At 60.6% G+C, this 13,680-nt stretch carries 10 protein-coding genes; 5 read left to right on the forward strand and 5 right to left on the reverse strand.

All coding sequences use genetic code 11. The features are described from left to right. Positions 1-21 precede the first annotated feature (21 nt). From BB28_RS07935 to BB28_RS07945, 4 genes are all read right to left on the reverse strand, one after another. On the reverse strand, positions 22-477 hold the full coding sequence (locus BB28_RS07935; RefSeq protein ID WP_046253100.1) for a YbaB/EbfC family nucleoid-associated protein: 456 nt from the start codon (positions 475-477) through the stop codon (positions 22-24). A 6-nt stretch (positions 478-483) separates the two neighbouring features. Further along, on the reverse strand, positions 484-954 hold the full coding sequence (locus BB28_RS24475) for an LppA family lipoprotein (RefSeq protein ID WP_081252226.1): 471 nt from the start codon (positions 952-954) through the stop codon (positions 484-486). 87 nt (positions 955-1,041) lie between these two features. Next, on the reverse strand, positions 1,042-2,883 hold the full coding sequence (locus BB28_RS07940; RefSeq protein ID WP_046253101.1) for an alpha/beta hydrolase: 1,842 nt from the start codon (positions 2,881-2,883) through the stop codon (positions 1,042-1,044). A 6-nt stretch (positions 2,884-2,889) separates the two neighbouring features. After that, a complete protein-coding gene (locus tag BB28_RS07945) occupies positions 2,890-3,198 on the reverse strand; it encodes a hypothetical protein (RefSeq protein ID WP_046253102.1) in 309 nt (102 codons plus the stop codon). 193 nt (positions 3,199-3,391) lie between these two features. On the opposite strand from BB28_RS07945, the gene BB28_RS07950 reads away from it, so the two are divergent. The 5 genes from BB28_RS07950 to BB28_RS07970 all read left to right on the forward strand — a co-directional run bounded on the left by BB28_RS07950 (position 3,392) and on the right by BB28_RS07970 (position 10,879). Continuing rightward, positions 3,392-3,763: a hypothetical protein gene (locus BB28_RS07950; RefSeq protein WP_046253103.1), complete on the forward strand. Its 372-nt coding sequence runs from the start codon at positions 3,392-3,394 to the stop codon at positions 3,761-3,763. 13 nt (positions 3,764-3,776) lie between these two features. After that, positions 3,777-4,397 (forward strand): DUF3558 family protein, encoded by a 621-nt coding sequence (locus BB28_RS24480; protein ID WP_075874233.1) that lies wholly within the window; start codon positions 3,777-3,779, stop codon positions 4,395-4,397. Between the two features lie 37 nt (positions 4,398-4,434). Beyond that, complete coding sequence (locus tag BB28_RS07960; protein WP_046253105.1) at positions 4,435-5,646, forward strand: WXG100 family type VII secretion target; 1,212 nt, start codon at positions 4,435-4,437, stop codon at positions 5,644-5,646. Between the two features lie 512 nt (positions 5,647-6,158). Further along, a complete protein-coding gene (locus BB28_RS07965; RefSeq protein ID WP_052740155.1) occupies positions 6,159-10,121 on the forward strand; it encodes a WD40 repeat domain-containing protein in 3,963 nt (1,320 codons plus the stop codon). A gap of 20 nt (positions 10,122-10,141) precedes the next feature. Continuing rightward, positions 10,142-10,879 carry a glycosyltransferase gene (locus tag BB28_RS07970; protein ID WP_046253106.1) on the forward strand — a complete coding sequence of 246 codons (738 nt, stop codon included), beginning with the start codon at positions 10,142-10,144 and terminating at the stop codon, positions 10,877-10,879. Positions 10,880-12,374: 1,495 nt separating this feature from the next. On the opposite strand, the gene BB28_RS25420 is transcribed toward BB28_RS07970, so the two are convergent. Continuing rightward, complete coding sequence (locus tag BB28_RS25420; protein ID WP_064393437.1) at positions 12,375-12,740, reverse strand: hypothetical protein; 366 nt, start codon at positions 12,738-12,740, stop codon at positions 12,375-12,377. Between the last annotated feature and the right edge of the window lie 940 nt (positions 12,741-13,680).

Here is a 13,680-nt window from a genome sequence, read left to right on the forward strand (position 1 = left end):
CTCGCTGAGTTGTTGGTGGATTTACGAGCGCCGGTTCCGTCGCCCAAGAGGGTCGAAATTGAAAGCTTCTTGGGATGCGTCCATCTCATCCTCCGTCATGCCTCTGGTTATACGCGGCACACCTTCGATTCGCGGCGTAGCCGGTGTTTCGGTAGCGCGAGAAGGAGATGACTGTAAGTGATTAAAAATCATTGATACGTAGGAGTTTTCAGTAATTTGAGCCTGGATCTGTTGTATCTGTTTCAGCGCATCGGCGATTGCGATACGCTGTGCTTCGCGGATGGCTCGCCCTAACTCATGCGCAGGCATTGTCCTGGCTCGGTCATCGAGATACATGTTGCTGATTGCGCCGTCGCCGATGACCTCGATCTTGACCCATCCTCCTGCCGATTCGCCGTGACCGCGTACCTGTGCGACAGATTGATTGACCTGAGCGGCGGTCCGCATCAAGTCATCAAGGCCAGCTTCGGGATTCATTGGGGTTTACTTCTTTGCTGCGGGCAGACGGCAGCCTGTGCTGCCGGAAATCAGGGCTGCTTTCTGGGAGCCGATTCTTACTGCAGTCCCGGTCTCGTTGTACAACCGGACATCGTGATTGTTCGGTGAGTCCTGGAGGGTTTCTACGCTGGTTGCGCCGAGTGCTGCTGCTGCCTTCTTGGCGATCTCGAAGATCTGTCGCCAGTGTTCTTCAGGGATCGGGGTACTCGATATGTAGTTCGGCATCAGGATTAGCTCTCCTTGTGATTGCTCGTATGGAGGGTTGCATCCACCACGGCTTGGCTCGCGGTTCCACTTCCAAGTTAGTTCTGGCGTGATGGCTGTAACCTGCGCTCCGATCTCCTCGATTAACGAAGTAAGTTGAGTGTGGGTTTCTTCAAGCGATGGCAAGGCTGCGAGATTGGCTGCTGCCTTTGTCGCATCGGTGGGATCGGTTGGCTTGTAAGGGGTCTCCATGTGGCATCCTGTCGTTAATAGGATTGTCGAAGCAACGAGGAATCCAGTTGCCTTGTGGCTGAATCGGTATCGAGTCATTGATTGCGATTACCTTTGGTGAATTGCGTTTTGTTCGGCGAGCCCGGAGATTACTGCAGCGATGTTGTAGCCGGTGGTTCTTAGTTCACCGTTGCTTCCCAGTCGAGGGTAGTCGCTATGCCCAGACGCGGCGTCGAGATGGCGTCCATCCGGGGTGATAAAGGCTGTGGTGTCGAGATGGGTGAAGTTGAGATTGGTGGCAGGGTTGGGGCCAAAGTCGCCGAGCCCCATGACATCAGAGCCCCAGAAAATAGCTGGTAGTAGTGGCGTCGCGTGACCGTATTTCGGCCCGTCGTACACCCACTGGATAGGGTCATCAGGGGTTTCCATGGTGAAGACGTGACCAGGCTGAACTCCGAGTTCTCCGGGCGTGGTTGCTTCGATGCCAGGTGAGCCATAGAAGATGGCATCGGTGATGCCGTGATTTCCGGGTTCTTGCAACGCGAGTCCGGTAGTCAAGGAGCCGTAGGAATGTCCGACGGCAGTCATGTGGGCGGGGTCGCCTTGGTGAGTGTTGGCTAGACCGTCATAGAAGCGGGCCAAACTGCGCGCGCCGTCTTTGGCTTGTTCGTCGTGCATGACTTCCCAAGCGCCTGTTGCGTTATCGCCAAGGCCTTGTTTGTCGTTGATCTGTGGCGGGTCATATCCAATCCACGCGACGGTCGCGACTGACTCGTTGCTTCGACCGGCGAGGTCGAGCTGCTTACCGGCCTCATTCCGCAGGTTCATACCTTCATCGCTCATGCCGCCGATCGCGTCACGGACCGTGGTGTTGATACCGGGAGTGGTGACGGAGACGTGATCGGCGGTATCGGGATTCCCGTTGGCCACTGCGGCATGCGCTTGTCGCCCAGCTTGGGTGTCCATGACCATCAGGTAGCGGTCAGGCTTGTCACGCACCGCTTTGTCGGTCGCTTGCAGGTCGGGTAGGTATTTGGCGCGGTGGGTGGCATCGCCGAGTTGTCTTTGCCAAGCTTCGTAATCCATACGGTCTTTAGAAATACCGCCAACCATGGTTTCCGGAATGTTCTTGCCTGCCGCCCAATCCGGGTGCTGCGCTTTCAGCGCGTCAACTTGGGCGGCTGCGGTGGTAGCGCGACCAAGTTCGTCGTCAAGTTTCATGCGGTTGAAACGGTCTCTGTCGACAGTGGGCATGTTGTCGTTGTTCCCGATGTACTGGTCGTGCACGTACATCTCGTTCTTCTCGCCTTCGGATAGCGAATTCCACCAGTCCTTAAAGGCTTTCGCGTCCTCGGGTGGCTTTGCCTTGCCGTTGAGGATGTCGTCGGCCAACGTGGATGCGGGGGTGGCGTCTGGGTCGCGTATCAGTGATTCCATTTCGGCGATTTCGCCGTTGATAGCTGCCTCGGCGGCGGTATCTAGCTCGTCGAATAGATGCAGCGCTGGAATCAGGCGTGCTTCAAAGGCTTTGGCCTTCTCGTTGGCTTGGTTCTGCAACAACAGATATGCGGTGGGGTCGGTGACCACATATTTCAAGTCCGGAGCTTTGACGTGTCCGTCATCGGAGACGGTGCAACCAGTCCCCATGGCATCGTCGGCAGTACCGAGTGCATTAGTCCGTGCGCTCGATAGCGCGCGTACTCCATCTTTGATGGCTTGTTCCTGCGAGGTGATGGCGTCAACGATGTGTGTCCCCGCTAGATGTTCGGTCAAAGTTTTGATTGATGCTGCGGCGGCGGCTTCGCCTTTCCAGTCGGCAGTGGCGGACTGGACGTTGTACTTCATGGTGTCCAGTTGCGCCTTGAATGATTCCTTGACCTGCGCCAGATCGTAGGCAGCGGTGGTGACTAGCTCAGGTTTCATCGCCCGCAACTGAGAAATCAGCACCATCGCGGGTTACCGCCCGTTCCCGTAATCGTGCAGTTGCGCGGCGAAGGCTTGCTCCTGGGTCTCGTAATCCAGGGAGGTATCCCACGCGGCGTGCTGCATACGGGTGATCTGCCCGCCTATCGACTTGAAAGCCCGTCCATTCGGATCACCCAAGCGCGCGACGGCGGCGGCGAACTTCGATCCCGGCATCGCCGACTCTGCCTCACGCACCGAGGCCGCAGCGTCGATATTGTTGATGTTGTTGGCCCGATACGACAACTCGCTGGCTAACGAACGTAACTTGTCAGTGTCGGCGCGCAATGCCGGTTTCCCCACTTCAACCCCTCACAATCGCAGACTTTGCAGGTCACGGTACGACGCCAGCCAAGTGCTGGCAAGCATTCATCCCCAACGGAAGATTCACAGGAAAACTTCCGAAAACATGGAACCGAACATGAGGTTCGTGCGTCGGAGTTAGTTATAGGGCAAGTTCTACGCTAATGAATTTGTGACGGAAGGGTAGGCGTCGATGACCGGTGAGTCCGGGTTGAAGATGGGCGAGTTGCACCTGGTAGACCGGGCGGCGGGCCGCGTCGCTGACGAGTTCCGCAAAGCACTCCCTCAGCTTGAAGACCTGCGGCGGTGGGTAATGAGTCTTGATACGGATATGGGCATGGGGGCTTGCCGGGAGGGCGAGACCTGGAACGCGATCATGGCGCAGGTGATACAAGGGTCGGACGGATCGGTGGTGGCTGCTATCGACGCCTTGATCGAGCGGGTGACGAAGATGGCGGAGTGGGCCGAGAGCGCGCAAAAGGAGTATGACGAAACCGAGCACCGCAATGCTGAGGCATATCCCAAACTCGATCCGCGCGGGGCATACCCGGCCATCCCGGCCTAAGGTGACGAGTCGTATGCGAGCCTTCCTGACGGTGGTCGTTGCTACCGGGTTGTGCCTAGTGGCGGCTGCATGCTCGGGTGACGTGACAGGCACGCCGGTAGCCGGATCGTCATCGGCCACTTCGTCATCCCTTGGCGCCCCGGGTCCGTTATCTGGAGTATCGCCGCCAACCACGGCGGCACCGAACCCCAACGTCACCGCGACGAAATTCGACGGTTGTGCCTCGGTCACTGATGCCGAAGCCGGGTCATGGGCGCTCGACCCGGCCAGCAAAGTAGATCTAGAGGGCAAGTTGTTCTCTCAGAACGGACGAGGCTGCGCGTGGAGCGGCGTACCAGAGGGGGAATCGCACGTTCCGCGCTGGTATTTGAAGGTGTACGCCATTGATGGGTCGTTGTCGCAGTGGGACAAGCCGGTCGCCCGTTATGACCGGCAGGAAAAGATCACGATTGGTTCGCGCACGGGGTGGCTTTTACACAATGTGAATCAGGCGATTTGTTCGGTGGCTCTACCGTCACAGAACGGGATCGCCACTGTGCAGGTCGATTTGAACAGCGAGTTGACCAAGGCGCGGTATGACCAGTGCCCGCTGGCGGTGCAGATCGCCACCACAGTTGAGCCGAGAATCCCGTAAAGCTAAGCGGATAAATAGATTTCGAGAGGGGTAGTTGATGGGTAAGCATTCTGCGCAGCCTGAGGATTGGTATTCGCGTAACCATCAGAACATCTACGATATCGCGCAAGGGTTTCAAAGCGGCAAGGTCGGCTCGCTGGCGCAGAATGTGAATGGCACAGCCGACAAACTGTACGAGATCATGAACACGCTCGGGCAGAACGTCCAAAAGATTCTTGGCAATGATTGGCGCGGCTTGGCTGCTCAAACTGGGCAGGAAAAGTGTACCGAATTCTTCCAAAAGACGGATCAAGGGGTTATCGACAAGGTTCGCGACATCGGCAAGGCTTTGCCGCCGGTCGGGTCGGCGATGGATGCGGCCAAATCGTCTATCCAGCCACCGATGTCCACAGAAACATACCGGATGGGCAAGACGATGGGCTTGTCCGACAGCGACATGCAGAAGAAGGCTGCCGAGGATCAAGAGCACGCCCGCTATCAGATGACTAGCTCGTTCAGCCAGCCCGCCGTGGACGCCAGCGGCCATGTCGAGGATGTTTCGGACCCCACCCAGGGAACTGCAGGACCGGCGCCGGTCTCAACAAGCAATGCCGGTGGCGGCTCCGGTGGCGGCGCGGTGTCCAAAAACCTTGGGCAAGTTGATGATCAGCTCAAGAACCTCGATGGTGCGGGTAAGACCAGCCCGGCATTCGATCGGGGCATGGGCGAGGGTCAGGGCGCCGGTCAAGGGCAAGGCGCTGGTGCCCCTAGTGGAGGTTCTGGCGGTGGCAGCGGGTCCGGTGGTCCTGGAAGTGGTTCGGGCGCTGGCGGTTCCGGTAGTGGCCTCGGCGGGCGCGGTGTGGCGGCTCTCAACGATGGTTACCTGACCCGCCCGTCGTCATGGATGCAGGACCCGCTTGGCCGGGGCAACGGTAGCGGCGGTTCGGGTTCGGCCAGTGGCGGATCACTGCGTGGCGGTCTGCCTCCGGGTGCCAATCCCGGTGCCGGACAACCGGGCAGTGGCGGGGTAAATCCGAGCGGAATAAGCAGCTCGGGTGTGCGTGGTGCGGGCCCGATGGGCATGATGGGTGCTGGCGGCGCCGGTCACGGCAAGGGTGGCAAAGACGACGAGGGCGAACACAAGATCCCGAAATTCTTGGTCAATATGGAGAACACCGAACGCCTTGTCGGCCCCATCAAGCCCGCTTCGCCTGCGGTGATCGGGGACTGGGACGCCCACGAACGCGAAGACCCGGACTTTCGGCAATGAGCCGACCGGTCCAGGTCAATTTTGTACGGCTGCCCCGGATCGTTGCTGCGGTGCGCGAAACCGCTGAAACTGTGCGCACTTATGGGCTCGACACGGATGGTGATTGGGGTAGTCCGGAGTAAAGACTGAGCCTGGGATCGTGTTTGGCACCGCGAAGTGTTGCTTTGAGCACGTCTGACCGCATCGTCAGCGGGTCAAGGCGACTGCCGACCTCCGTCGTGTCGCCGGAGGTGTCCGAGGGGGGACTTGTTCATTTACGACACGAGTCGAGATCTTCGAACTGAGTGATTGAGTCGTGTTAGTCCATTTCATCGCAGACCCAGCCTGCCCGCCGACCACCCTGTGCCCCGCGATATCCAGCACGGCGGGGCCAGGTAACTAGATAATCTGGAAAGCGAACGTCTAGGAGGTATCGGAGCCGTGATCAGGGGTGAGTTCTGCGGGCCTGTCGCAATGTGGCGCGCACCGCTGCCGGAGATCACAGCGTCGGATCTGGGCGACGCTCAGAGCTGATGAAGTCACCAACGTCCATCTCCCAAGATGACCCCGAAGAATCGGGCAAGACTGCGCTGGCTGAATATGTTGAGACTGCACGTGCAGCGTTCGCTGAATCGCTGGCGTTGTTGTTCGTCTGCGCAGGCAAGCCGCCCCTGAAAAAGGTGGTGGCCCTGGCCACTGCAGTGCAGAACCGCCGCTCCCCGGGCGCCCCGCCAGTAACTATCCAGCGTGTCAGTGACTGGCGCCGCGGCCGACGACTCCCGCAGCGGTTCGAGTCGATTGATGCTGTGCTTCAACCCTTGATCGCCGAAGCACGAAAACGGACCCCCGAGCCACCCGCCGTGGGCTTGTACACCCTCGAATACTGGAAGAGGTTGTGGACCGATGCGCGCACTGCTGCCAGCACCCCGGCAGCCGCAGAGGTAGTGGTCGAGTCCGCGGCATGCCCATATCAGGGCTTAGCGCCGTTCCGCTCAGCCGACAGCTCCCGCTTCTACGGCCGCCACCGAGCCGTCGACAACCTTGTCGGTCTCCTGATAAAAAGAGACCCAGCCAACTCAGGGATTTTCATCCTGACCGGACCCTCTGGTGCGGGAAAGTCCTCGGTGCTGTCGGCCGGACTGATCCCCGCGGCCCGTGCCGGGGCGTTAGACCCTCACCCGCCCGGGACACAGCAGAAGGACAACATCGGGTGTGCCACCGCTCTACTGACACCGGGCAACGACCCCGTCGCGGCACTTCGGCAACTGCTAGAGCGCGCCGATGTACAGGCCCGTGCGGACAAAGGCCAACTACTGGTCGTGGTCGACCAGTTCGAGGAACTCTTCACCCTCGGCGTACCCAGAGCCGATGTGGCTCAATTCATCACAACGCTCCATCACTTATGCCAGCCGTCGACGTTGACCGGGCGAGCCGCGGTAGTTATCGCAGGTGTCCGATCAGACGTACTGGGCAGCTGCGTCGAGTTCCCAGAGCTGGCCAGCGCGTTGCAGTCCCGCTGCATGGTCCTCGAACCCATGACCTCTGTAGAGCTCCGCGAAGCCGTCGTGCAACCAGCGGCCGAAGCGGGGCTACGTATCGAACCGGGGCTGGTCGATTTGATACTGACCGATGTCGGCGTCGGCCAGGGCGAAGACGCACCCGGGCGGCTCCCGCTGCTGTCCCACGTGCTGGCCGGCACCTGGTCACGGCGGCGCGTAGGACAATTGACGGTCGCCGGCTATCGGGCCGCCGGTGGTGTGCGCGGCTCGGTGGCCGAGACGGGGGAGCGGGCCTGGGATCGCCTCGACGATCGGCAACGGCGCGTCGCGCGCGGTGTCCTGATGCGTCTGGTCAGCATCGGAGATCCCGGCCGTGACAGCTGCCGGCGCCTACCACGCCAAACTCTGATCGAGAGCACCTCCGAACCTGAAGTCGCCGAGGAAGTTTTAGAGGTCTTGTCGGCGGCACGGCTGCTAACAATCGCCGATGACGAGGTGACCTTCACTCACGAAGTTGTCCTGCGCGCCTGGCCGCGGCTGGCGCAGTGGGTCGAGGCTGACCGAGAATACGCGCCCATCCGTCAACGGGCTGAAGATGACGCAGCCGCATGGAAAGACCACGACCATGATCCGTCGTTCCTGCAATCCGGAGCCCGGCTGGAAAACACGTTGGCATGGCTGTCAGTCGATGACGACGCCAGTCCTGCGGCAACAGAGTTCGCGGCTGCCTCAAGTAGACGAAAGCGGCAGCTAACGCTACTGGCGCGGACTGCAGTGACCGTTCTGGTGGTGCTGACCGTGGTGGCCTCCATCGCCGCGATGATCGCCGTGCGCTCACGCGGCGCCATCGGCCGTCAGTATGCCGATGCACTGTTCCGGCAGGTCCTATCCGATGCCGACCAACGCGTAGTCAATGACCCCTCACTGTCCGCCCAGCTGATGCTCGTCGCCCACAGAATGCGGCCCGATGACCAGCAGGTCCGCCTGCGGATCCAAGCCACGCAAAACAGGCCATTGGCAACACCTTTGGTGGGACACAAAGGCGCGGCATACACCGTGGTCTTCAGTCCGGATGGCAGACTGCTGGCCTCGGCCAGCGACGACGGCACCGTGCGGCTGTGGGATACCTCCGATCCAAGTAATCCCTCACCGATAGGGCAACCCCTGACCGGACACACCAGTTTCGTCACCGCTGTCGCGTTCAGCCCTGACGGCAAAACTCTGGCCTCCACCAGTGGAGATGGCACCCTGAGACTTTGGAATGTGTCCAATCCCGCTGATGTTCAACAACGTTCAGCGCCGCTGCCCACAGGCGGAACCGCCTACATGGTGGCGTTCAGCCCTGATGGGCGCACGGCAGCCGCAGCCAACGATGACCACACCGTGCGGCTGTGGGATGTGGCCAACCCAGACACGGCCCGGGCCACTGTCCGCCTGACTGGACACACCGGCCCCGTGCGCTCTGTTACATTCAGCGCCAACGGAAAACTCCTCGCTTCCGCCAGCAACGACAAAACCGTCCGCCTGTGGGATGTCACCGACCCAGCACGGCCACTGCTGGCCGGGCCACCGTTGAGCGGATTCACTAACATAGCCCACGCCGTCGCCTTCAACCCCGCCAGCACCGTGTTGGCCGCCAGCGGCGAAGACGGCGTTCTACGCATGTGGAACGTGACAGACCCGGCACACCCACAAGGCCTCGGTGACCCGCTGCCCGCACATACGGAGGCATCGTGGTCACTGCAATTCAGCGCTGATGGCGCAACGCTTGCATCGGCAGGCTATGACGGTGCCGCCAAGCTGTGGAACGTTCTAGACCCCGCGCACCCGGTTTTACTGGGGCAACCCATCGTTGACGGCGGAGGATTGACGTCGGTCGCCTTCAGTCCCGACGGCCACCACTTGGCGACCTCGGGAACATCCGGAGTACCCCAATTATGGACGCTGCCAACCGGATTGATCCCGAACCGGTTCGGCAGGGTCAACGCCCCCTCGCTCAGTGCAGACGGTAACGTCATGGTCACCGCCTCAGAAAACCTCGTCCAGCTGTGGCACAACAAGGACCGCCCGACCCGCGCCGGGTTGCTGCGCCTACCCGACAACAGCGCCGGCGGCTACGAGTATCAGGCTGAACTACATCCTGATGGCCGTCTACTGGCCACTGAGCTAAGCTCGGCGCCAACGACACTGTGGGACATCACCGACATCGAGCATCCCGCCAAGCTCGCCGAACTGCCAAACGCCACCAAATACACCAACGTCGTCGCGTTCAGCCCAGACCGGCACACAATGGCCACCGCCGCCACCGACGACTCAGTTCAGCTCTGGGACATCACCAACCCCCGCCACCCGCAACGCCTTTCGGAACCACTACGCGGCTCTACCGGCTTCGTCAGCGCCATTACCTTCACCTCAGATGGTGCGCACTTGATTGCGGGGAGCTCGGACCGAACCATCCGTATCTGGAACATCACCGACCTGCGGCGTCCCATCGCCTCACCAACCGTGCTCAGCGGACACACCGCCGCGGTCGACTCGGTCAACATCAGTCCCGATGGAAATACACTCGTCAGTGGAGGCCAAGACCAAACCCTGCGGCTCTGGGACATCACCGACCCGATGTACCCGGCATCCCTCGGTGATCCTCTCCCGACCGGCGGCAGTGGAGCTCAAGCTTCTTTCAGCCCTGACGGAAACACCCTGGCAAGCGGCACAGACAACGGCACCGTCCTACTCTGGGATACCACCAATAGGCCCAAGCCCGCGCTGATCGGCGACTCACTGACCCCTGAACAGGGCGCATCCCGATCACGAGTGACATTTGCTCCCGACGCACACCTATACGCCGCAAGCCGCGATGGCGCCCTGCGACGGTGGAATCTCAACGGCGACAACGCGGCCGACCGAATCTGCCAAAGCACCCACGGCGCGCTCGACGAACAGCGCTGGAAACAAACGCTACCCTCGTTACCGTACGAACCGCCTTGCCCGCTGTAGCGTCGCCACCAGGAAGACATATGCCCACCATTTCGATACTGACCCCTGCGCAGAAGGTGCGGCGCCCGTTCGTTATCGAAGCCGGCCAGAGCATCGGTGCTCAACACCTTCCCGACGGGTGGACCTTGGAATGGGTTGTCCAAGAGGACGGTGAACAACCGGGCCTTGGCGACGACATCGCGGCGTTTCCGTTCGCCCGATATCAGCCCAACAATCAGCAGCTCGGAGAAGGGCAGACACGCAATCTGGCGCTGAGGCGCGCTGTGGGCGAATTAGTGCACGTCCTGGACTCCGATGATCTGCTGCTGCCCGACGCGATGGCCACCGCGATCAACGCTTTCAGCCGATACCCACACATCCACTGGGTAGCCGCCCAAGCTGACGATCTGCTCCCCGATGGGAGTCGAGTATCGTTCCACCTCCCGATTGAGACCGGAATTGTCGAGCCCGGCATAGTCAGTGACTACATGTGCCACAACCACGCGGACTTCCTGCCCGTACACACCGCAGGACTGACCGTGCGCACAACCACTACACGTGCGCTCGGAGGCTGGGGCAGCTACCCGCGCGGCGCCGATGTCTACCTGCTGGCCGCGCTCGTAGAACTCACCACAGGGTATGTGCCACCTACCGTCACCTGGCTTTACCGCAAACACCCTGGACAAGTAACCGCCACTCTGGACTGGGACGAGGTCAGCCGCCAAGTCGCCATCCAACGCATCACCGCAATCCGCGAACTCGGCGTCAACCTACGTTAGAACGCCCCCACCCACCCGCTGGTTCAGGTGTCCCCACCAGCCGGCGGTCGTTTCGCGCCCGCATCCGCCCAGCGCCCCAACACAGCGTCCGGCTGCCACCGCGAAACCGCACCAACCAGCGCGTGAAGGTGCCAGCCTGTCGATCTGAACGACGCAAGAACCGTCAACGCCGCGACGAGCCGCACCGACACCAAGATGCGCACCTACCCGACCCACGATCGGCTACCAAGCACCGTAGCTCAGCACACAGATTATCCGCGCGCGGAAAACCACACCGTGCCCTTTGACAACGCAGTATTGAGTGATATGGCGCCAGTCTGGTTGCTTCGGTCCTGTTGCTGTTGATTGCATTGCCGTATGCATCGGCTGAGGGCATCGCCGTTCGGTGGCGGAGTACTCGGAGGGTATTACTTCCAGCTGCTGGCGCTGGCTGTCGAGACTGGCGGCGCGATCACAGGCCACCGCGAGCTCAGCCGATGGCCGTTGTTTCAGGCTCCGAACCTGGCGGCGACAAAACGGGGGAAGTGGTTACGGTGATCGTCGAGGGGTCGGTCACCGTAACCACGCTCACTGCATCACCCGGTCAGATCGACCCACGGGGCCTTGACCGGATATCCCGCGCAGACCTCAAATCAGCCGGGAACTTCCAGACACCCGCCGTGAAGCCGGGCCCCAGTTAACTGCCCAAACACCGGGGGCATCCGATCCTATGGCCAACACAGCTGAAGACGGGCTCCTGCGCAATCAGAACCCAGCTACGGAAAAACCGATCAGGGCCCGAGGCCTCGACGAGTGTGACGTACCAGGATGCTCCAATTTTGCAGACATCATCCTCGAGACTGCCAGCCACGACCGATTCCGCACCGCATGTATCGACGCAGCACACAGCGTCGCCAACTCCGAAACAGGACCGCCGAGATGGTGGAAGGTGATCGGCCCACCGGAATATCGGCTGAAAAGAACTCGGTTACATTCCAGGTGCGGCTGATCGCAAGCAAACCCTACGGTCGGCCACCCCGGGCGTTTTCACCGACGAACCAACACTTGTGAGGAAATCCACCCGCCGGAAGGGAGAGCAATGAATCCCGAGCTGCGCCAACGACGCCAAGGTCGGTGGAGTACCGATAACCGAGCTCGCTGGACCAATCGACCGCTACAGCGGGAGTGACCGGCAATTCTATCCACCTACCTACTTTGATCGCGTCGGCCCGCTCGCTGATCAGGCTCATGCGTGTTTGCCATTCAATGCGCTCGTGGTGTGGTGTCTTCGCGCTCCCTTGGCCCGACCATTTTCTGTAGAGCAGCCCGACTTCGGGGTGGAAGTAGCCAGGACTGATCACGCTTGCGGCAATTAGCATTCCCGTGTCGTCTGACCCCGGCACCGCCATCCATCCGCCGAGCGCGGTCACAAGCTTCCGGCGAACACACATGGTCGCAGGGTGCACCGGCAGACGGTAGTTGTGTGATCGCCAGTGTTCGAGAACGCTACCCGGAGTTATCCGTCCGGCACGAGGATCGCTATCGAATCCTGCCGTCGACCCATCTGGCAATAATCAAGAACCCTCGACGTAGTCCATCCGATATCGCGGTCAGCCGTCAGCATTCGAATATCGCGCTCGAGTACTCCAGCAGTCAGAACGTCGTCCTGATCGAGGTCCTTAATGAGGGCACCGCGTGATCGTCCTAGCCCGAGGTTGCGGGTGATCGCGACACCGTTGTGACTGCCAGTGCCGAATCTGATCCAGTCCTCGGCAGGCAGGATCTTCTCCGCAATGCCAGCATCGCCGCCTTCTTGGACGACCCGTTCCAGGCCCCAGCCAGCCGGGACAACTTGTGTTCGTACTGACTTGTATGCGGCCATCAGAAACTCTGGCTCGGGGTTATAAATCGCTGTGATGATGGAGATCAGGTACGTGACCAGTCCTACCGTTCAGACTCTGTCCCTCTCTGTTGCTACCTGGATCAGAGGCTTGCCGACGTACATTTTGGCTGAGTCTATCGATAAACATGACTGCACCAACTTGGCATCTACTTTGGGTAAACGTTCGAAGTGAGAAACATGAGAATCCCTTCGGAACATCAAGAACCACAAATAATTACGGGCGGGGTCTTGGTCAGCGGTGGCGAGAAACGAGTACGAACTTGAATGCGATACGAACGAGCGAGTAGCGAGATGTCGCACTGAGCCCGGCGAGGGTGTGCGTTGCGCCTGTGTGGAAGCGATCACCAATGAGATGCCGTGACATTCTGTGTGCAGCTTGGTATTCACGTCTGCGCGAGCGCCCGGTCAGGAGTTCTGTCGGCCAGCCGCAGCAATCGCTGCATTCTTCAAACCGGCGCTCTTCTAACAGTTCAGCTACAGTGAGCAACGTGGGGAGCTGATCAACCCCATAGGTCCGGTCCCGCGATCTCCCCCCCATCGCGGGGCCGGACCGCCCGCGTTGCGTAAGAAGACGCGCCTAGGTGGAGACGAAGGTCAAGCACCCGGTTCAGCGATATCGTCAGGAAGAAATCCCTACCTGTCTCCACGTGGGGCCCTGGTCATGCGCGTCAACAGCCTGTGGCCCATGATCCCGCGCCCGGCGACAGGGAGTTTGTCGAGGAGGTGGAGAACGTGGGGCTTGACGCATTCCATCCAGGCCCGCTGCACCAGGACTGCGTCACCCCCCCGCCCAGGCTAAGAGATTCGCCGGCCAATTTGCGTCCGCACCAGAGGTGGGAGTTGCGTTCGGTGGGAGGACAGGTGTGGAGAATGCCGCCTGCCCGTTTGTGCACCAACCCCCGTCACTCACGAGTTGCTC

The sequence above is a fragment of the Mycobacteroides chelonae CCUG 47445 genome (assembly GCF_001632805.1).
Classification (GTDB): domain Bacteria; phylum Actinomycetota; class Actinomycetes; order Mycobacteriales; family Mycobacteriaceae; genus Mycobacterium; species Mycobacterium chelonae.